Origin of the sequence: Pseudomonas sp. O39 (genome assembly GCF_045447295.1) — a bacterium.
GTDB lineage: Bacteria > Pseudomonadota > Gammaproteobacteria > Pseudomonadales > Pseudomonadaceae > Aquipseudomonas > Aquipseudomonas antarctica_A.
This window is the reverse complement of record NZ_JBJGXV010000002.1, coordinates 151,093-172,511: the sequence shown is the minus strand read 5'-3', so window position 1 is coordinate 172,511 and position 21,419 is coordinate 151,093. Positions and strand designations below refer to the sequence as shown.

Below are 21,419 nucleotides of genomic sequence, written 5' to 3'. Positions count from 1 at the left end.
TGCCACTTGAAAAAAAGTGATCAGCGCCGCAATGGCATGCCCAGGTCGACCCGCAGACCATCCGGCTGGCTGTCGAACTTCAAGGAGCAAGAGCAGCGTTGCACGATCGCCTGAACGATCGCCAGCCCCAGGCCGCAGCCTTCGCTGCTGCCATTGCGCCAGAAGCGTTGGGTCAGGTATTGCAGGTCTTCGCTGGAGATTTGCTTGCCGTGGTCACGCACGCGGAACACTACTGTGTCGGCCGTGGTGAACACATTCAACTCCACACGGGTGTCGCCCGGGGTATGGCGCAAAGCGTTGTCCAACAAATTGCGCAGGGCTGCAACGGCCAAGGCTACCGGCATTTCCACCGGGGTTTGCGTGAGGTTCTCCGCCAGGACCAGATCGATGCGCCGATTGTCGCCGGCATTCGCATCCTGGATCGCCAACCGCGCGACTTGTTCGGCACTCGATTGCAGGCCGTCGTCGAACGACAGGCTGCCCTCCACCCTCGCCAACAGCAGCAATTGCTCCAACGTACGATGCAAGCGGTCGGCGCCTTCTTCGGCATGGGCCAGGGACTGGTCGCGCGCCGCGCCTTCGGTCATGCGCGCCACTTGCAGGTGGGTCTTGATCGCCGTCAGCGGGCTGCGCAGTTCGTGGGCGGCGTCGCCGGTGAGGCGGCGCTCACGCTCGATGGTCTTGGCGATGCGTTGCAACAGTTGGTTCTGGGTATCGAGCAGTGGTTTCAACTCGCTGGGTAACGGGTGAATCTGCAGCGGTTCGAGGGAATCAGCACTGCGGCGCATCAGCGCATCGCGCATGCGGTTGAGCGGCAACAGGCTTTGGCCGATGCCCAGCCACAGCAGGCACAGGCAGCCCAGCAGCGCCACACCCACCGGCACCGAAGCGGCCAGCAATATCGACAGGTTCAACGCCTCGCGCTCCACCTGGCGGTCGGCGGTGGTGATCAGCAAGTCGCCACGGGACAGGGTGAAACTGCGCCAGCTTACGCCGTCGATCACCTGATCGCGAAAGCCACTCTTGCGCGACTCAAGGCCTTCATCCGGGGTCATGTGACTGCGTGCGAGGATTTCCCCACGCAGGGAGCTGACCTGGCAGGCCATGCCGCCCGGCACGTTCAGTTGCTCGGTGCGCAAATGCGTACCCGCGCTCACACTGGCCAGGCCCGGCATCTGCTCGGTCAGCCCCGCCACCATACGCGCCGACGCCACCAGGCGCTGGTCGAGCGAAAACATCATCTGGTTACGCAGATCGTTGAGCATCCAGGCCGCCGCCAGTACCCAGATCAGCACAAAAGCAGCGCCCAGCTTGAACGTCAGGCGCAGGCGCAGGCTCATCACGAAGCGTTGTCTCCTTCGTCAGCCACACCACCATCCGCCGTACCCAGGCGATAACCGAGGCCGCGCACGGTCTCGACGATGCCGTTGCCCAATTTGCGTCGCAGGTGGTGGATGTGCACGTTGAGGGCGTTACTTTCCAGTTCGTCGTTGAAGCCGTAGACACTGTCCTTGAGCTGCTCGCTGGAGAGCACCCGGCCTTTGTTATGCAGCAGGGCCTGCAACAGCGCTTGCTCGCGACGGGAGAGGTCTACCGGCTGGCCGGCCAGGAAGGTTTCGCGACTGCTGGGGTCGTAGGCCAGATGACCGTGTTCGATCAGGTTAACCCGGCGCCCTGCTACTCGCCGCAGCAGGGTTTGCAGGCGTGCGGCCAGTTCGCGCAGGTCAAAGGGTTTGAGCAGGTAGTCGTCGGCACCGGCCTGCAGGCCATCGACACGGTTGGTCACCGAATCGCGCGCCGTGAGGATCAGCACCGGAATTTCCAGGCCCTGGCTGCGCTGTTGTTGCAGCAACTTGAGGCCGTCTTCGTCGGGCAAGCCAAGGTCGAGCACCATGATGTCGAAGTTGGCCGCCTTGAGCATCGCGCGTGCGGCAGCGGCCGTGGCCACGCGCTCGACGGTAAAGCCCTGGGCACCGAGCCCGGCCACGATGCCGCTGGCGATCAGTTCGTCGTCTTCACAGACCAGTACGTGCATGGTTAACCCTTCATGAATGATGGGGGGATTAAAGGTCCAGCGGATTAAGTGCCGATTATGCCGTGAAAAGAGGCGCGCTCAGCGCTTCCCTTCACTTTAGAATAGCGCCCGGTTAATCATCGGTTAATCAACACCACACATTGTGTGCCTAACTTGCATCGAACTAAGGCTTGACCATGCGGTATCTGTTTACCTTTCTGCTGGTGTTGTTTGCAGGGTTCGCCCAGGCCGCGCCGGGCAATCCCTTCGAGACCAAACCCGATTTCCTCCCGGTGGGCAAGGCCTTCACCTTTACCTCCGAGCGCCTGGAAACCGGCGAGACCCAGCTGTATTGGCAGATTGCCGACGGTTATTACCTGTACCAGCAGCGCATGAAGTTCGACGGCCTGGCTGAAAAACCGGTATTGCCCCAGGGTGAAGCCCATAGCGATGAGTTCTTCGGCGAGCAGCAAGTGTATCGCCAAGGCCTGGAAGTGAAGATCCCCGCCGGTGCCACCGGCCAGGTCAAGCTGGGCTGGCAGGGTTGCGCCGATGCGGGCCTGTGCTACCCGCCACAGTCGATTACCGTGGATCTGGGCGGCACCCCGGCCATAGCGGGCACTGCGCAAGTGCAGGCCCAAGGCCAAGCCCAGGATCAAAGCCTGGCCAGCGGCCTGCAACAGCGCAGCCTGGGTTGGAGCCTGCTGGTGTTCTTTGGCTTGGGCTTGCTGCTGGCGTTTGCCCCTTGTTCGTTGCCGATGTTGCCGATCCTCGCAGGGCTGGTGGTGGGCAGTGGCGCCAGCCCGCGTCGCGGTTTTGCCCTGGCCAGCAGCTACGTGGTGTGCATGGCCCTGGTGTATGCGGCGCTTGGCGTAATGGCCGCGTTGCTGGGCGGCAACCTCGCCGCACTGCTGCAAACTCCCTGGATTCTCGGCAGTTTCGCCGCGCTGTTTGTGCTCCTCGCCCTGCCCATGTTTGGTTTCTTTGAACTGCAACTGCCAGCCTTTGTGCGTGATCGCCTGGACAATGTCAGCCGCCAGCAAAGCGGCGGCAGCCTGGTAGGTGCCGGCATTCTTGGCGCACTGTCCGGCCTGTTGGTGGGGCCGTGCATGACCGCGCCACTGGCCGGCGCCCTGCTGTATATCGCCCAGAGCGGCAATGCGCTGCACGGTGGTTTGATCCTGTTCGCCATGGGCATCGGCATCGGTATTCCACTGTTGTTGCTGGTCACCGTGGGCAACCGCTTCCTGCCTAAACCGGGCAGCTGGATGGACGTGCTCAAAGGCGTTTTCGGTTTCCTGTTCCTCGGCACTGCGGTGCTGATGATTCGCCCGGTGGTCGGCGAAAGCCTGTGGATTGGCCTGTGGGGCGCATTGGCGCTGGTGATGGCTTACTGCGGCTGGACACTGGCCCGCGAGTACGGCCTGGCGGCCAAAGTGTTCGGCGCCGGTTCCCTGGTGCTGGGCCTGTGGGGCGCAGTGCTGATGGTGGGCGCGGCCGGTGGCAGTGACGACCTGTGGCAACCGTTGAAGGTCTACAGCGGATCAACAGTGGCGGCTGCGCCGAGCGCCCACGACGCCTTCATGACCATCAATGACCCAACTGCACTGCAAAGCCAACTCGACAGCGCCAAAGCCCAGGGCCAATGGGTGCTGGTGGACTACTACGCCGACTGGTGCGTGTCGTGCAAGATCATGGAAAAACAAGTGTTCGGCAAACCCGAAGTGATGGCCGCGCTGAAAGACGTGCGCCTGCTGCGCCTGGACGTCACCGCCGACAACGCCGCCAGCCGCGAACTGCTCGGCCGCTACAAGGTGCCAGGGCCACCGAGCTTCGTGTGGATCGGCCCGGACGGTGAAGAACGCCGCGCACAACGCATCACTGGCGAAGTGGATGCCGCCGCCTTCCTGCAACGCTGGACGCAAACCCGAGAAGCACGCTGATGCTGACCCTGACCATCGGCACCTTCGCCATCGCCCTGAATCACATCCTGCTGATCAGCGCGCTGATTCTTGCCACGCTGGTGGGCTGGCGCGTGGCCAAGCGTGGCGGTGAAAACCCGGAATCGGTGCTGTTCAGCCTGTTTCTGCTGGGCATGCTGGTCGCCCGCGTCAGTTTTGTACTGATGTATTGGAGCGATTACAGCCGCGACCCATTGCAGATGGTTGACCTGCGCGACGGCGGTTTTCTCGCCTGGCCCGGCGTGATCGCACTGATGCTGGGTGCCCTGTTGTACGGCTGGCGCCGCCCGGCCTTGCGCAAACCGTTAAGCGCCGGTGTGATCACCGGGCTGGTGTTCTGGGGCCTGACCAGCGTGTCCCTGAGCCTTTACGACAAAGGCGCGCAACTGCCGGATATCACCCTGCGCAATGCCAATGGCGACGTGGTGCAACTGGCCGATTACAAAGGCGGCCCACTGGTGATCAACCTCTGGGCCACCTGGTGCCCACCGTGCCGCCGGGAAATGCCGGTGCTGGAGCGCGCGCAGCATCAACGGCCGGACGTGACCTTCCTGTTCGTCAACCAGGCCGAAAGCATGCAAAGCGTCAGCACCTTCCTCGCCACCCAAGGCCTGACCCTCGACAACGTGCTGTTTGACGCCAGCGGCCGGCTCGGCCAGGCCGTGGGCAGCATGGCGTTGCCGACCACCCTGTTCTACCAAGCCGATGGGCGCCTGATCAACAGCCACTTGGGCGAATTGTCCCAGGCCAGCCTGGCCCGCGCCATGGAACCCTTCGACACTGCCCCTGCCGCCACAAGGAAACCGACATGCCTCGACTCCGCCACCTGCTGACCCTGCTGCCGCTGACGCTCGCGGCCACCCTGGCCCAGGCCGAAGACTGGCCTGCACCGATCAAGCAGATTGAAGCCAAGGGCGCCAAGATCCTCGGCAAGTTCGACGCACCCAGCGGGCTCACCGGCTACGCCGCGCAGTACCAGAACCGCGGCATGGCCCTGTACCTGACTGCCGACGGCAAAAGCGTGATCGCCGGCAACCTGTACGACGCCGAAGGCAAAGACCTGAGCAGCGCGCCCCTGGAAAAACTGGTGTACGCGCCGATGGCCAAGGAAGTCTGGGGCAAAATGGAAAACAGCAGCTGGATTCAGGACGGCGATAAAAACGCGCCACGTATCGTCTACCTGTTCAGCGACCCCAACTGCCCGTACTGCAACATGTTCTGGGAACAGGCACGGCCGTGGGTAAAAGCCGGCAAGGTACAGTTGCGCCACATCATGGTCGGTATTATCCGCGAAGACAGCCCAGGCAAGTCGGCCGCCCTGTTCGCCGCCAAAGACCCGCAGAAAGCCCTGGAAGAACATGAAGCCGCCGGCAAAGGCAGCAAATTGCAGGCGCTGGACAAGATTCCGGCGGATATCGAAGCCAAGCTCGATGCCAACATGAAGTTGATGGAAGAGCTGGAATTGTCGGCAACGCCAGCGATTTTCTACCTGGATGACAAGGGCGGCTTGCAGCAACAGCAAGGCGCGCCATCGCCGGACAAGCTGGCGAAGATTCTGGGGCCGAAGTAATCGGCGTTTCCCTAAGAATGTTTCAGGCTTGCCTAACAGAAAGCGAGCACAACAATTCATAGAAACCTGGATGAAGGTTTGAGCTTGACGCAGAAAATCCGATGCCCAAACAGGCATCGGATTTTATTTCATGAAGCCAACGATCAGATCATAAACATAGCTGTTTGAGATCAGGCACGTCTGCCAGATGTCTCTTTGCGCTACCGCCGATTGGCGACTTCGAGATCCGCCTCATCCTCACCGAGGCCAGAGAGGTGAGTGCCTTTGATCAACGGCCCATAACGGCGGCTGAATTCCCCGTTATAGGGCACGTGGTCTTTGCTGATCCCGCGGTCCCAATTCACCGACCATGTCATCAGGCCCTTGATCGACAACCCTTTGTCGTACAAACGCTTGAATGCATTGGTCACGGCTGCGGGGTTGATCACATAACCGGTGGCGGCTGCATCGACGTTAGCCGGTAGGCCAATGACGAACTTGTCCGCCGGGATTTTAGTAAACCCTCGCGTTCCGCTCACCAGACTTTCGGTCAGGTAAAACAGGAAATCCTCTTTCATTGCGTCGTTGTTCTGGGCAATCCAGGCACCGTTGCCGTTGTTGACCTCCTGCACCCAGATCCCGTCGCCCCCCTGGTTGTAATACTGCGGGGCAATGAAGTCGTAATAGCCTTCCAGCGCCTGGATGTAACCGACGTATTTACCGGCGGTGGTCAGGTAAGGAAACTCCGGCGCCATGCTGATAATGAAGTGTTTGCCTTCACCGGCGTAATGGTCCTTGACCAGTTTCAACGCGGCGGGCAGGACAGTCTTGTTGTCGGCGAAATCAATCGCGCTCTGCTCAAGATCGATGTCCAGGCCATCAAAGCCATAGGTTTCCACCAGGCGGATAATCTCGTTGGCCAATGGCTGTTCGTTGCCTTTATGCAACTCGATGTGCGCATCGGCGCCGCCAAGGGAAATCAGCACCGCCCTGCCCTGGCTGTTCAGCACGCCCACCTGGCGGCGGAACTCGGCGTCGGAAAGGTTGTACGGCTTGAACGTTGGGATACCGTTGCCTTTCATGAAGGCCACGGCCACCACGTTGTAATCCGTCGGCACGTCCGCCAGGTTCATGTTGGCAAATTGGCCACGCTGGTAGCCGTCGCTCGCGCCGGCAGGCCAGTTGTGCCAGAAGCCCATGAGGATCTTTTTGCCGGCAATGCTCGGCATCAGCGAAGCGACATCGTTCAGCGGCGATTTCAGTAAGGTGAAGTCAATCTTTGACATGTTCTAATCCTTCAGAACGTATGGGTTTAACGGCGCGGGCTTATTTGAAGTCCACGTCGAAGGCTTGATAGAAGGCGTTGCCGGTGTTGGCGACGATCCACATCAACACGATCACATGCTTGCCCTTTTTGTTGGCCGGCAGTTTCACTTCGTGATTGACCTTGGCCTTCAGTTCACCTGGATGACTGAAGTACGGCACCTGGGTATAGAAGTCTTCGGCGAACGGCTGGGTTTCCAGTTGTGCGCGGGTGATGCGCTGTTTCGGATCCCAGCCATCCTTGGTGATCAGCCAACGATAGCCACGGGTGGTGTGCGGCGCGGTGTATTCCCAGGTGACCTTGAAGGCCTGACCCGGGTCGACATTGAGCAGCGGCCAGGTGAAGGCGCGGTTGAGTTTCTTGGCCATTTCCTCGTTGGTGAAGTTGATGCAGTCACGGGCATCGGTCTTGCCGCCGCTGAGGATGAAGCCGTCGGCTGGTGGGGTGACGCTGTCACTGTCGGTTTGATAAGGCGCCGGGAACGGACCGGCAATCAGTGCCGGAAAGTTCTTGCCGCCTTCCATTTCATTGACCTGCCAGGTAGCCAGCAGGCCGAGATCCACGGCGACTGCGCCACGGCTGGAAGGGGATGTGACACGACCATGGCGAAGAGGTGTCTGGGTTTGTGGTTTATTCATTTGTTACTCCATTGCTATTGATTAAGAACTCTCCTTTCTTGAAGGAGAGAATCTCAACCTAACGGAGTTGCTTTTTTTTTCCACAGGCCGGTTTTTCACTCATTTTCTTTTCAGGAGACGATAAACCCGAAAACACTGTATATAAAAACAGTTAAATGGAAATCGCGTACACCACCGGAGGTCAATTTCCTACAATTCAAGGCGCAAATAAGCACAGCTACTCTCGTAAATCGCCTTATCCCGTTCGTAAGTGATGGCCCTCTGCATGTGATGAAGTATTGGCCTGGCGGCGAGAAAGAATTTCCAGGGAGCGTTCTCAATCAATCAGATGTGCCGAAAGCCACCTTCACCACCTGACCCGAGCCACGCATGAGCATAGGTATCTACACAACTTTTTTTACGGGTTGAGTACTGTGGTTGACGCGGGGCCGCTGGGTACATATCCGTTATTTGGATCACGGCTGCTATGGGTTCCGCCCTTACGGCGACTCACTTTTGAACAGCGCAAAAGTAAGCAAAACGCTCTTGCCCCACCACTCGGCGCCTCAGATCAAGATCAAAAGCAAAGCTGAGGCGGCCTGACAGCCGGCCTGATCTCTGAAGCTGAACTCAATCAAATGTGGGAGCGGGCTTGCCCGCGAAGGCGTCGGCTCAGCAAACATTGAAGTTGACTGACCCACCGCTTTCGCGGGGATGTGGCGGCCTTTCAAAGTTGTGCAGATACCTGCACGCATGAGCCAGATAAGCTTCTCCGACTTCGAACGGTTACTTACAGGAACAAGATCTGCCCCCGCGCCAGGGCACCATCGTCGATGCCACGATTATTCATGCTCCCAGCTCAACCAAGAACGAGGAAGGTCAGCGTGATCCTGAGAGGCACCAGCCCCAAAAAGGTAACCCGTGCCACTGTGGAATAAAGGCCACTATCGGCGCCGATGTGGGTTGTGCGTTAAGCAACGCTGAAAGTCGTTTTCGTTTCGACTAACAGCGCGCTCACCGCCAGTTGTTCCAGGGTTCCTTAAAGCCCTTCCAACTCCGCCATCAAATCACTCAACCGATCCACCTTCTCGGCACTGATCTCATTCGCCGCCAACCCATCAATGTACTCAGCCAACTCCGCCACCGTGCTGCACTCGAACATCGCCCGTAGCGGCACATCGCGTTGCAGGGTTTTCTGCACGCGGGAGGCAATCTGCGTGGCCAGCAACGAGTGCCCGCCCAGTTCGAAGAAGGTGTCCTGTACCCCCACCCTTTCGACTTTCAGCACCTCGGCCCAAATCGCAGCCAAGGTGGTTTCCAGCGCGTTGCGCGGTGCCAGATAGTCCTGGCTGTGCAACTGGCCGATCTCCAGTTCCGGCAGGGCCTTGCGGTCCAGCTTGCGGTTGGCGTTCAGCGGCAGGCGGTCGAGCCATAGCCAATGCAGCGGCACCATGTATTCCGGCAGCTCGGTGCGCAGGCGTTGCTTGATGCGGTCCAGGCGATCACTCGGGTTCAACGCTTCATCAGCCGCCACCAGATAGCCGACCAAGTGCTTGCCGTTAACGCCTTCCTGCACGCCGACGGCCGCGTCACGTACTTCCGGTTGCTCATGCAGGCGCGCTTCGATTTCACCCAACTCTATGCGATAGCCGCGAATCTTCACCTGATGGTCGATACGCCCCACGTACTCCAGTACGCCATCGCTGCGCCGACGTGCGAGGTCGCCGGTGCGGTACAGCCGATCGCCGGGCGCACCGAACGGGTTCGGCACAAAGGCTTGCGCCGTGCGCAGCGGGTCGCTGACATAACCTCGGCCGACACCGGTGCCGGCCACGCACAACTCGCCAATGGCGCCCTGTGGCACCAGCTCCAGCGCACCCTCGAGCACGTACAAACGGTTGTTATCCGTGGGCGTGCCGATCGGCAGGTAGGTACCCCGGGTCGACGCCAGGTCGACGCGGAAGAACGCCACGTCATCCGAACACTCCGCCGGCCCGTAGGCATTGACCAAACCAATCTCTGGATAGCGCAACAACCATTGGTGCGCCAGCTCAGGCGGCATCGCCTCCCCCGTCGGCAACATCCAGCGCAGACCGTCCAGGCTCATGCGCTCCTGGGCCAGCATGCCCTGGATCAGTGACGGCACGCTTTCCAGCACGGTAATGCCCTGGGCCTGCACATGCGCCAGCAACCCTTGCGGATCATGGGCAATGGTGTTCGGCACGATAGCCACCCGCGCGCCGAACAGCGGCGCCGCCAGGAACTGCCACACCGAAATGTCGAAGCTTTGCGAGGCCGTCTGGGCGATCACATCGGTCTCGCTCAGTTGCAGGTACGGCACCTTGCTCAACTGGTTGTTCAGCATGCCGCGCTGCTCGACCATCACGCCTTTGGGCAAGCCGGTGGAACCCGAGGTGTAGATCACGTAGGCAAGGTTGTCGGGGCCGCTGTAGACGCCCGGGTTTTCGCCACGGCCAGGCACGTCTTCCCACACCAGCATCTGGCAGGCGGTGCCCTCCAGCAACTCAATCGCCTGTTCGCGGCATGCCTCGGTGCACACCAGCAATGGCGTACGGCTCAGGTCGATGATGCGACTCAAGCGCGAGCGTGGCAGGCCCGGGTCCAACGGCAAGTAACCGGCACCGGCCTTGAAGCTGCCGATGAGCATGCCCAGCAAGTCGAGATTACGTTCGGCCAGCAACGCCACCGGTTGATCCAGCCCGACGCCCGCAGCGATCAGCGCGTGGCCCAGGCCGTTACTGCGGCGATTCAACTCGTCATAGGTCCACTGTTGGTCGAGGCAACTGGCGGCGATGCGTTGCGGATGCTGCGCCACCTGCGCTTCGAACAACTCGATGTAACTGCGCTCCAGCGGGTAGTCATGCTCGCTCTGGTTGCAGCCTTGCACCAGGAATTCACGCTCCTGTTCGCCGATCAGCGGCAGTTCGGCCATGTCGCCATGAAAGCCCTGCACCAGCGCCAGCAGCAGGCGTTTGAACTCAGCGAGCATGCCTTGCACGGTGGTTTCGTCGAAATAGCGCTGGTCGTAGGACAGGTGCAGACCGAGGTCGTCGCCCGGGTAGCACACCGCCGTCAGCGGGAAGTTGGTGTGGGTGCGACCGGAATCCGAGGTGGCATTCAGGCTTTGCGCATGGTCCAGCACCGAGACTTCCACCGGCGCGTTCTCAAACACAAACAGGCTGTCGAACAGCGGCTGGCCCTTGGGCAGTTCGCTGTGCTCCTGGATAGTCACCAACGGCAGGTATTCGTACTCGCGCAGTTGCATGTTGCTGTCGAGCAAGCCGCTCAGCCACTGGCGCACACTGCAACGCTGGTCGTCCTCGGGCAGTTTCACCCGCAGCGCAATGCTGTTGATAAACAGGCCGACGGTACGTTGCATCTCCGGCATTTCCACCGGGCGCCCGGCCACGGTGACGCCGAACAAGACGTCACGATCCCCGCTCACGCGGCGCAGCACTAACGCCCATGCCGCTTGGGCGAAGGTGTTGACGGTCAGCTGATGGGCCTGCGCCAGTTCACGCAGTTGCGCGCCGTCACGGGCATCGAGGCGCGTGTAACAGTCGCCCACCACCATGCCACCGCTATGACCCGCATGCTCACGCAGGAACGGCCGGTCGCTGGGGATCGGCGTAGTGCGCTCGAAGCCTTGCAGGTTCTGCTGCCACCACTGGCGCGCTTCGGCAAGGTTCTGGCGTTGCAGCCAGGCGATGTAGTCGCGGTAGCGCGGCGGCGTGGCCAGTTGCGCATCGCGGCCTTCGCCGAGGGCCATGTAGATCTCGAAGAAGTCATTCATCAGCAGCGAACGACACCAGGCATCGATCAGGATGTGGTGGTTGCTCATCATGAACCAGTAGCGCGCTTCGCCGACGCGGATCAGGCGCAGGTGGAACGGCGCCTGGTTGAGCAGATCAAAACCGGCTTCGCGCTCCTGCTTGAGCAGGGCTTGCAGACGCGGTTCCTGTTCGCTTTCCGGGTCAGCGCGCCAGTCCAGATATTCAATCGGTGTACTGCCCGGTTTATGGATCACTTGCAGCATGTCTTCGCCGACGTTCCAGCAGAACGACGCACGCAAGGCTTCATGCCGCGCGATCACTGCCTGCCAGGCCTGCGCAAAACGCTCGGGGTCCAGCGCGCTGTTGATGCGGTAGCGGTCCTGCATGTAATAGAGGCCGGTGCCCGGCTCCAGCAGGGTGTGCAGCAGCAAGCCTTCCTGCATCGGGGTCAGCGGGTACACGTCTTCGATGGCGCTGGCCGGAACCGGTAAGGCGTCGAGTTGGGATTGGTTCAACTGCGCCAGCGGGAAGTCGGATGGCGTGAGGCCACCGGCCTCGTCGTTGAGGCAGTGTGCGATCAGGCTGTGCAATTCGCAGAGGTAGGCATCGGCCAATGCGCGGATGGTCTGCTGATCGTGGCGTTCACGGCTGAAGGTCCAGCGCAGTACCAGTTCACCGCCATAGACTTGGCTGTCGACGCTCAACGCATTGGGTAACGTGGCCTCCGGGTCATGGGCCAGGCCCGCCGATTCATCCAGCGGGTGGAACAGCGCATCGGCGCCGAAGCCCTGATCAAACTGGCCGAGGTAGTTGAAGGTGATGTCGGCGCTTGGCAGTGCGGCCAGGGTCTGCTTGCACAGGTCATCCGCCAGGTAGCGCAGCACGCCATAGCCCAAACCTTTGTGCGGCACGCCGCGCAGTTGCTCCTTGATGGCCTTGATCGAGTCTCCCGGCCCGCCTTGCGGCGTCAGGCGCAGTGGATAAGCGCTGGTGAACCAGCCGACGCTGCGGGTCAGGTCGATGTCATCGAACAGGGGTTCGCGGCCATGGCCTTCCAGCTGGATCAAGGCCGAATCGTGGCCGCTCCAGCGGCACAGCACGCGAGCCAGGGCCGTCAGCAACAGGTCATTGACCTGGGTGCGGTAGGCGCTCGGCGCCTGTTGCAACAACTGACGGGTGTGTTCGGCATCCAGGCGCACGCTGACGGCGTCGGCATCGCGATGACGCAGCGAACCCTGTGGCCGATCCATCGGCAAGGCCACGTTCGGCCCGGCCAACTGGCCTTGCCATGCGCTCAGCTCTTCGCGCAAAGATTCGCTGCTCGCATAGGCCTGCAAGCGCGCGGCCCAATCGCGCAACGCGCTGGTCTTGGCGGGCAGGCTGACGGATTGGCCGGTGCTCAGTTGGCGGTAAACCGTTTGCAGGTCCTCAAGCAACACGCGCCACGACACGCCGTCCACCACCAGGTGATGGACCGCGATCAGCAGGCGTTGCTGACCTTGCGGGCCGTCCACCAGCAAAGCGCGCAGCAGCGGGCCGTGCTCGAGGTCAAGGCTGCGTTGGGTGTCGGTGAACAGCGCGGTGCATTGCTGCATATCACGCACTTGCGCCTGCATCAGAACGCCGCCTTGCGGGACGGCCAGATGCTCGGCATGCCATTGAGCGTCGCGTGGGGTAAAGCTCAGGCGCAGGGCATCGTGATGTTCCAGCACCGCCAGCAACGCTTGCTCCAGGCGATGAGGCTCCAGCAATTGCAGCGGTTTAAGCACCAACGCCTGGTTCCAGTGCTGACGATTCGGGATATCGGTATCGAAGAACCAATGCTGGATCGGCGTAAGGCCGGAGCTGCCAGTGAGCACACCTTGTTCAGCCGTGACCAGCTCGGAGCGGGTCGCAACGGCCGCCAGGGTTTGCACGGTCTGGTGCTGGAACAGGTCGCGAGGGCTGAAATGAATCCCGGCCTGTCGCGCACGGCTGACAACCTGGATCGACAGGATCGAGTCGCCGCCCAGCTCAAAGAAGTTATCGTGCAAGCCGACTTGCTGCACGTTCAGCACGGCGCACCAGATTGCCGCCAGGGTTTGCTCGCGCTCGTTGCGCGGCGCGACGTACTGTTGGCGGTTGGCTTCGGGGTCCGGTTGCGGCAAGGCGCGGCGGTCGAGCTTGCCGTTGGCGGTCAGCGGCATGCTGTCCAACACGATCAGGTGCGCGGGCACCATGTAGTCCGGCAGTTGCGCCTTGAGGTGCGCCTTCAGCCCGTCACGCAATGTGCCGTGGTCTGCGTCGCTGACCAAATAGGCCACCAACTGCTTGCCACTGGGCGAATCCAGCGCCAGCACCACCGCTTCGCGCACGGCTGCGTGTTCCAGCAGACGGGTTTCGATTTCGCCCAGCTCGATGCGGAAACCGCGAATTTTCACTTGATGGTCGATCCGGCCCAGGTATTCCACCAGGCCGTCGGCGCGTTGGCGCACCAGGTCGCCGGTGCGGTACAGACGGCCGCCATTCCCAGTAAACGGGTCGGCGACAAAACGCTCGGCCGTCATGCCCGCACGTTCGTGATAGCCCTGGGCCAAACCGGCGCCGCCGACATACAACTCGCCGGTCGCACCTTGCGGTACCAGGGCCAGGTCGGCGTCGAGAATGCAGGCCACGCGGGCGCCGATGATGCTGCCGATGGGCACACTGGCAGCGCCCTCCTCCAGGCACTCCGGCGCCAGACTGGCCAGCGGCATCACCACGGTTTCGGTCGGGCCATAGGCGTTGAAAAACACCTCCGGCTGGAAGGCTGCGCGGATACGCTGCAAGTGCTCGCCGGTCAGCGCTTCGCCACCGGTGATGCACATGCGCACCGGCAACGTCTGGTGCTGGGTGGCCAGCCATTGCGCCAACTGGCTGCCGTAGCTCGGGGTAAAACCAAGCACATTAATGCGATGGGTGCGGATCAGCGCGCAGATTTCTTCGGCATCCCACTGGCCCTGGGCGCGCAACACCACCTGCGCACCGCTGAGCAACGGCACCAGCAAACGTTCGGTGGCGGCGTCGAAATTGATCGAATAGAAGTGCAGCTCGCAGTCGTCCGGGCGCATGCCGAAGCGCTCGATCACGGCTTGGCAATGCATGGCGATTTCACCGTGGGAGACCACCACGCCTTTGGGCTTGCCGGTGGAGCCGGAGGTGTAGATCAGGTACGCCTGGTGTTGCGCCAGGCTGATAAACGGCAGCGCGTCGGCCGGGTAATTGGCCAGCACCGGCAGGTCATCTTCCAGGCACCAGCAAGCCACGGTCGCCGGCAATTCGCCGAGGGCCTCGAACATGGCTGCATCACTGAGCAGCAGGCCAATGCCGCTGTCTTCGATCATGTAGTGCAGGCGGTCCAGCGGGTATTCCGGGTCCAGCGGCACATAGGCACCACCCGCCTTGAGGATCGCCAACAGGCCGATGACCATTTCCAGGGAGCGCGGCAGCGCCAGGCCCACGCGTACCTGCGGGCCGACGCCACGCTCGCGCAGCATCCACGCGAGGCGATTGGCGCGGGTGTCCAGTTCGCGGTAACTGAGGGTTTCCCCGGCGAAGGTCAAGGCAGCGGCATCGGGACGGGCTGCTGCCTGTTGGCTGAACAGTGAATGCAGGCACTGGTCGAGGCGATGCACGCCGGGCTCGACGCCCAGGCTGTCGTGCAATACGCGCTGCTCGACGGCAGTCAGCAACGGCAGTTCGCTGAGGCGCTGTTCGGGGCTTGCGATCAACGCCTCCAGGAGGTTGCGCCAATGTTCAGCCATGCGCGCAATGCGCGGTTCGTCGAACAGGTCGGTGCTGTAGGTCAGGCAGCAACCCAGGCGATGGTCGAGGTCGGTGACTTCCAGGTTGAGGTCGAACTTGGTCGCACGCGCATCGTTGGCCAGGTACTCGACGGTCATGCCGGCCAGTTGGCGGCTTTGCTGGAACTCCCAGCGCTGCACGTTGCACATCACCTGGAACAGTGGGTTATACGCCGCGCTGCGCGGAGGTTGCAGGGCTTCCACCAAGTGGTCGAACGGCAGGTCCTGATGGGACTGGCCTTCGATCACGGTGTGGCGCACGTGCTCGAACAACTCGCCAACCTGCATCTGCCCATTGAGCTGGCAACGCAGCACTTGGGTGTTGAGGAACGCACCGATCAACCCTTCGCTTTCCGGGCGAATGCGGTTGGCCACGGGCGCACCGATGCGCAGGTCGGTCTGGCCGCTGTAGCGGTAGAGCAACACTGCCAAGGTGGCGGTCATGGTCATGAACAGGGTCAGGCCACGCTCGGCATTAAAGGCACGCACGCGAGCGGCCAGATCGTCGCTCAGGTCGAAGCGGTACAACTCGCCCTGATGGCTTTGCACCGGTGGCCGTGGGCGGTCGCCGGGCAGTTCGAGCAATGGATGTTCGTGACCCAGTTGTGCGGTCCAGTAGTCCAGTTGACGCTGGCGCTCACCCGACTCCAGCCACTGGCGCTGCCACACGCTGTAGTCGAGGTATTGCACCGGCAACGGCGCCAGTGGTGAGTCGCGCTCGTCGATAAAGGCTTCGTACAACGCGCTGAGTTCACGGGCAAAGATGTCCATGGCCCAGCCTTCGGTGACGATGTGGTGCAGGGTCAGCACCAGGTAGTGCTCTTGCTCCCCGGCTTTGACCAGGCATGCGCGCAGCAGCGGCCCGGTTTCCAGGTTGAATGGCGTGTGGGCTTCCTGATCGGCCAGATGTTGCAGACGCTGCTGGCGCTCGGTGTCATGCAGCGCCGAGAAATCCTGCCAGTCCATGCGCAAGCCGGTTTGCGGCGCGACCTTCTGATAAGCCACCCCGTCGATGCTCGGGAAAGTGGTGCGCAGGGTTTCGTGGCGCATGATCAGCGCTTGCAACGCCGCCTCAAAACGCCCCACATCGAGCACGCCACATAGGCGGGCCATGCCGCCGACGTTGTAGGCAGGGCTATCCGGCTCCATCTGCCAGAGGAACCACATACGCTGCTGGGAATAGGACAGCGGCACGGGCTGGCGGCGGTCGACCTTGGCGATGGCGGTTTGCTGGTTGCGCTGACCCGAGGCCTGGATAAGGCCGACTTGCTCGGCAAATGCGCCCAGCTCACTGGCTTCGAACAAGGTGCGCAACGGCAACTCGACGTCGCAGGCCTGGCGGGTGCGGGAGATGATTTGCGTGGCCAGCAGCGAGTGGCCGCCGAGGGCGAAGAAGTCGTCGTGCAGCCCGATACGTGGCAAGCCAAGCACTTCGCGCCATATGGCTGCAATCTGCTGCTGCAACGGGGTTTGCGGCTCAACGTGTTCGCGGGTCTGCCACACCGGCTCGGGCAACGCGCGGCGGTCGAGTTTGCCGCTGGGGCTCAAAGGCATGGCATCCAGGCGCATCAACAGCGCGGGCACCATGTACTCCGGCAGCTCAGCCGCGAGGGCCGCTTTTACGGCCGGCTCGCCCAACTCGGCATGGGCGGTGTAATAGGCGATCAACTGTGCATCACGCACCAGCACCACCGCTTGGGCGATGCCGTCCAGCGCCAACATACGGGCTTCGATTTCTTGCGGTTCAACACGGAAACCACGCAACTTGACCTGCTGATCCAGGCGACCGAGGTATTCGAGCACGCCATCGGCGCTCCAGCGCACACGGTCACCGGTGCGATACAGGCGTGCGCCCGCCTCGCCCAATGGGTCGGCAACAAAACGCTCTGCGGTGAGCCCGGCACGGCCAAGGTAACCGCGCGCCAGGCCGATGCCGCCGATGCACAGTTCGCCGGGCACACCGGCCGGTAACGGGTTGAGCTGCTCGTCCAGCACGCGGCAGATCACATTGCCCAGCGGCCGGCCAATCGGCGAACGCTCGCCATCTTCCGTGCGGCAATGCCAGTGGGTGACGTTGATCGCGGTTTCAGTCGGGCCATAGCGGTTGTGCAGTTGCACCGCCGGCAACGTCGCCAAGACGCGATTACGCAACTCGGCGGGCAAGGCTTCGCCGCCGGAGAACACCCGACGCAGGCTGGTGCACTCGGCCACCAATGGTTCATCGATAAACAGCTGCAACAGCGGCGGCACGAAGTGCAGCGTGGTCACGCCATGCTCTTGCACCAACTGCGCGATGCGGTGCGGATCGCGATGCTCGCCTGGCCCCGCCAGCACCAGACGGCAACCGGCAATCAGCGGCCAGAAGCATTCCCACACCGACACGTCGAAACTGATCGGCGCCTTTTGCAGCAGCACATCGGTGTCGTTCAGTTGATAGGTGGCCTGCATCCACTGCAAGCGTTCAGCCAGGGCTGCATGGGTATTGCCCACACCTTTGGGCTGGCCGGTGGAACCGGAGGTATAAATCACGTAGGCGAGGTTGTCGCCATTGAGGTGCAGGCCCGGTGCCTGGGTGGGCCAGCTGTCGAGGTGCAGGCTGTCCATGGCGATCACCCCCACGCCCTCGGTCGCCGGCAGTAGCGCCAGCAGTGAGGTTTGGGTCAGCAGCAGGTGCACGCCACTGTCCTGGAGCATGTAGGCCAGGCGGTCGGCGGGGTAATCCGGGTCCAGTGGTACATAGGCGCCACCGGCCTTGATGATTGCAAGCAGGCCGATCAGCAGTTGCGGTGAACGCTCGGCGGCGATGGCCACGCACACATCCGGGCCGACGCCTTTGTCACGCAGGTAGTGGGCCAGGCGGTTAGCCTGGGTGTGCAGTTGGGCGAAGGACAGGCTGGCGCCCTGCCAAACCAACGCGGTGTTATCCGAGGCCTGGCGGTCGAGCAACTCGGGTAACCAGCGTTGTGCCGGGGTGCACGGGGCTTCACTCCACTGAAGCGCTTGGTCTTTTTGCATCAGCATCAGGTCGCCGATGGCCTGCTCGGGTTGTTCGCACACGGCTTGCAGCAGGTTGATGAAGTGCTCGGCGAGGCGTTGGATCGTGTGGGGCTCGAACAGCTCGTCGGCGTAGTCGAATGACAGGCTCAACCGCCCATTACGGTCTTCTTCACTGTGCAGTTGCAGGTCGAACTTGGCTTCGCGGCTGTGCCACGGCAATTCATCGGCGAGCATGCCCGGCAGGCGGCGCAAGGCACTCAGGTCGCGCTGCTGGTGGTTGAACATGACCTGGAACAGGCCTTGCTCACGGGCTTGCGGGAAGGCTTCCAGGAGCTGTTCGAACGGCAGGTCCTGATGGGCCTGAGCCCCCAACGCGGCCTGGCGTGTTGCCGCCAACAGTTGGTTGAACGGCAGGCGCCCGTCCAGCTCGGCGCGCAGTACCAAGGTGTTGATGAAAAAGCCGATCAGGCCCTGAGTTTCCTGGCGCGGGCGGTTGGCACTCGGCACACCGATGCGGATGTCGCGCTGACCGCTGTAGCGATAAAGCAGGCTTTGGAACGACGCCAGCAACAGCATGAACGGGGTGGATTCATTGGCGTGGGCGGTCTGGCGAATCGCTGCGCTGAGGCTTGCCTCCAGGCGCACGCTGTGGCGCGAGGCGCTATGACGCTGCTGCGCCGACCGTGGATGATCGGTGGCCAGGTTCAGGGTCGGATGCTCCTCGCCCAGTTGCGCTTGCCAATACGCCAGTTGGCGCTGGCCTTCACCCTCGGCCAGCCATTGGCGCTGCCAACTGCCGTAGTCAGCGTAGTGCAGGGCCAGTGGCGGCAACGCCAGGGTTTGGCCTTGAATCGCGGCGGCGTACCGCCGCGAGAATTCGTCGATCAGGATATTCAGCGACCAACCGTCGGCGATGATGTGGTGCAGCGTCACCAGCAGTTGGTGGTCCTCATCGTCCAGGCGCACGAGGGTCACCCGCAGCAGCGGGCCCTTTTCCAGGTCGAACGAGGTGCACGCGGCGTCTTCGCGGAGCTGTTGCGCACGGGCTTCACGTTCGGCGGCGGGCACGTCGCCGAGGTCAATGACGTGCAGGTCGAACGCTACATTTGCATCCACACGCTGGAAGGCTTGGCCATCGTGTTCATAGAAACGTGTACGCAACGCTTCGTGGCGCTGAATCAATTGCTCGAAGCTGGCGCGCACGGCGTCTTCGTCCAACGCTCCGCGTAAACGCAGGGCGCCGGGAATGGTGTAGGCGCTGCTCTGCGGGTCGAGTTGCCAGGTGATCCACAGGCGGTTTTGCGCCAGCGATTGCGGCAGGGCTTCGCGGCGTGACAGGGTATTGATCGCACCTTGGGCGACGCCGCCGTCTTGCTGCAATTGCGCGACATTCGCGGCAAAGGTCGCCAGGGTCGGCGCTTCGAACAGCATGCGCAGGTTCAGCTCCAGCCCCAGGGTTTCGCGCAGGCGCGCAACTACTTGGGTGGCGGTGATGGAGTTGCCGCCGAGCAGGAAGAAATGATCATCGCCCGTCACAGTTGCGACGTGCAACTGCTCGCACCAGATCGCCGCGATCCGGTTTTGCAGTGCGGATTCCAGCGCCGCGTCACTCGCCTGCATGTGCAGGCCCGGAAACTGCGCGTAGCTGTCGAGGCTGCCATCGGCGTGACGAATGGCACACGCCGAACGCTGCACCTTGCCGCTGGACGTCTTCGGCAAGGCGCCAGGGTTGAGCAACACCACCACGCTCGGGGCTTGTTGATAAGCCTCGGCCACCGCTTGGCGGATCGCCTTGATCAGTGCTTCGGGCGGCAGGATTTTCTGCACGCTGCGGCTGATTTCTGCAGCAATGCCGATGCCTTCCAGGCCCTGGTCATTTACCGCAAACGCGGCGACGCGGCCCTTGCGCACCACTTCCACTTCGCGCTCGATGGTCTGTTCGATGTCCTGGGGGTACAGGTTGTGCCCGCGCACGATCAGCAGGTCTTTCAGGCGGCCGGTGATGTACACCTCACCGTCGCGAATAAAACCCAGGTCACCGGTGCGCAGCCAGGTGCGGCCAGCGTGTTGCACGAATGTCTTGGCGGTGGCTTCGGGGTTGCGCCAGTAGCCATGGGCGATGCTCGGGCCGGTGGCCCACAGCTCGCCGACCGTGTTATCGGCCAGTTCACTCAGCGTATGGGGATCGGCGATCAGCACTGCGTGTTCCGGCTGGCTGGTGCCGCAGCTCATGATTGCACTGCCCTGCCCAGGCTCGGCGCGGTTGGCGGCGAGGGCCTGTTCGTCCAGGCGCAAGGCCGGGATGCCACGGCCACGGGAGCCGCCAGCGACAAACAGGGTCGCCTCGGCCAGCCCGTAGGAGGCGAAGAAGTTGTTCGGGGTGAAACCGCAGGCCGCGAACTTCTCGGCGAAGCGTTCCAGGGTGTCGAGGCGGATCGGCTCGGAACCCGAATACGCTACGCGCCATGCGCTCAAGTCCAAGCGTTGCAGGGCAGATTCGCTGACCCGCTCACTGCACAGGCGATAGGCGAAATCCGGACCGCCGCTGATGGTGCCGCCGTATTCGCTGATTGCCTCCAGCCAGCGCAACGGCCGACCGAGGAAGTACGCCGGCGACATCAACACACACGGCACGCCGCTGAAAATGGGTTGCAACAAGCCGCCGATCAGGCCCATGTCGTGGTACAGCGGCAGCCAGCTGACGATCACGTCATCCGGGTTGAGGTCGATGCCGAAACCGCGACGGATCAGCACTTCGTTGGCCACCAGGTTGCCGTGGCTGACTTGTACGCCCTTGGGCAGCGCGGTGGAGCCCGACGTGTATTGCAGGAAGGCGATGTGGTCGGCGTGCAGCTCGGGTTCGATCCAGCGATCGGCAATCAGGGTGTCCAGGGTATCGACGCTCAGCACCGGCGGCGCGTTCTCGATCTGCGCCAGGCCATCGCCCAGGCTGGCGATGGTCAGCAGCAGGCGTGGCTCAGCATCGGCAATGATCGACAGCAAGCGCTCCTGGTGATGGCGACGCGTGGACTCCGGCGGATAGGCCGGCACCGCAATCACCCCGGCATACAGGCAACCAAAAAACGCCGCCACGTAGTCAGGGCCGCTGGGGAACAACAGCACTGCACGATCACCCAACGCCGCGTTGGCCTGCAAGGCGGCGGCGATGGTGCGGGCGCGTTGGTCCAGGTCACTGTAGCTGAGCACCACGTTGTGCTCGGCCGACTCGGCAAGAAAGCGCAGGGCCACCTGTTCCGGGGTCTGCGCGGCGCGGCGTTGAAGGGACTGGACCAATGTGCGGGGAAGTTCGAAGGCGTCCATCATGGGGTTCCTGCCTGAAAT

The 21,419-nt window shown here is 62.3% G+C and carries 7 protein-coding genes and 2 pseudogenes; 4 read left to right on the top strand and 5 right to left on the bottom strand.

The genetic code is table 11. From position 1 onward, the window contains the following. Positions 1–20: 20 nt before the first annotated feature. Complete coding sequence (locus ACI77D_RS03210; protein ID WP_064453410.1) at positions 21–1,340, bottom strand: ATP-binding protein; 1,320 nt, start codon at positions 1,338–1,340, stop codon at positions 21–23. After that, on the bottom strand, positions 1,340–2,035 hold the full coding sequence (locus tag ACI77D_RS03205; RefSeq protein WP_064453411.1) for a response regulator transcription factor: 696 nt from the start codon (positions 2,033–2,035) through the stop codon (positions 1,340–1,342). The genes ACI77D_RS03210 and ACI77D_RS03205 overlap by 1 nt, the downstream gene beginning before the upstream one ends. Positions 2,036–2,211: 176 nt before the next feature. On the opposite strand from ACI77D_RS03205, the gene dsbD reads away from it, so the two are divergent. The 3 genes from dsbD to dsbG are packed head-to-tail and all read left to right on the top strand — an operon-like array spanning position 2,212 to position 5,545. Next, positions 2,212–3,957, top strand: a complete 1,746-nt coding sequence (dsbD, locus tag ACI77D_RS03200) for a protein-disulfide reductase DsbD (protein ID WP_407016038.1) — start codon at positions 2,212–2,214, stop codon at positions 3,955–3,957. Continuing rightward, entirely contained in the window at positions 3,957–4,808 is an 852-nt protein-coding gene (locus ACI77D_RS03195; RefSeq protein WP_407016037.1) for a prolipoprotein diacylglyceryl transferase family protein, read from the top strand. The genes dsbD and ACI77D_RS03195 overlap by 1 nt, the downstream gene beginning before the upstream one ends. Then, positions 4,784–5,545 carry a thiol:disulfide interchange protein DsbG gene (gene dsbG, locus ACI77D_RS03190; RefSeq protein ID WP_064453414.1) on the top strand — a complete coding sequence of 254 codons (762 nt, stop codon included), beginning with the start codon at positions 4,784–4,786 and terminating at the stop codon, positions 5,543–5,545. The genes ACI77D_RS03195 and dsbG overlap by 25 nt, the downstream gene beginning before the upstream one ends. A 266-nt stretch (positions 5,546–5,811) precedes the next feature. Here dsbG and ACI77D_RS03185 read toward each other — a convergent pair. Together ACI77D_RS03185 and ACI77D_RS03180 are read right to left on the bottom strand one after the other, a co-directional pair. After that, positions 5,812–6,810 (bottom strand): annotated as a pseudogene (locus ACI77D_RS03185) (chitinase); the annotation flags it as partial. A 40-nt stretch (positions 6,811–6,850) separates the two neighbouring features. Next, positions 6,851–7,486: a lytic polysaccharide monooxygenase auxiliary activity family 9 protein gene (locus ACI77D_RS03180; protein ID WP_407016036.1), complete on the bottom strand. Its 636-nt coding sequence runs from the start codon at positions 7,484–7,486 to the stop codon at positions 6,851–6,853. 760 nt (positions 7,487–8,246) lie between these two features. On the opposite strand from ACI77D_RS03180, the pseudogene ACI77D_RS03175 reads away from it, so the two are divergent. Then, positions 8,247–8,423, top strand: a pseudogene (locus ACI77D_RS03175) (IS5/IS1182 family transposase); the annotation flags it as partial. 81 nt (positions 8,424–8,504) lie between these two features. On the opposite strand, the gene ACI77D_RS03170 reads toward ACI77D_RS03175, so the two are convergent. After that, a complete protein-coding gene (locus tag ACI77D_RS03170; RefSeq protein ID WP_407016035.1) occupies positions 8,505–21,401 on the bottom strand; it encodes a non-ribosomal peptide synthetase in 12,897 nt (4,298 codons plus the stop codon). Positions 21,402–21,419: the final 18 nt, after the last annotated feature.

Coding starts and splice junctions, on each gene's coding strand:
- ACI77D_RS03205 (WP_064453411.1), bottom strand. CDS start 2,035: ATGCACGTACTGGTCTGTGAAGACGACGAACTGATCGCCAGCGGCATC.
- ACI77D_RS03195 (WP_407016037.1), top strand. CDS start 3,957: ATGCTGACCCTGACCATCGGCACCTTCGCCATCGCCCTGAATCACATC.
- dsbG (WP_064453414.1), top strand. CDS start 4,784: ATGCCTCGACTCCGCCACCTGCTGACCCTGCTGCCGCTGACGCTCGCG.
- ACI77D_RS03180 (WP_407016036.1), bottom strand. CDS start 7,486: ATGAATAAACCACAAACCCAGACACCTCTTCGCCATGGTCGTGTCACA.
- dsbD (WP_407016038.1), top strand. CDS start 2,212: ATGCGGTATCTGTTTACCTTTCTGCTGGTGTTGTTTGCAGGGTTCGCC.
- ACI77D_RS03210 (WP_064453410.1), bottom strand. CDS start 1,340: ATGAGCCTGCGCCTGCGCCTGACGTTCAAGCTGGGCGCTGCTTTTGTG.
- ACI77D_RS03170 (WP_407016035.1), bottom strand. CDS start 21,401: ATGATGGACGCCTTCGAACTTCCCCGCACATTGGTCCAGTCCCTTCAA.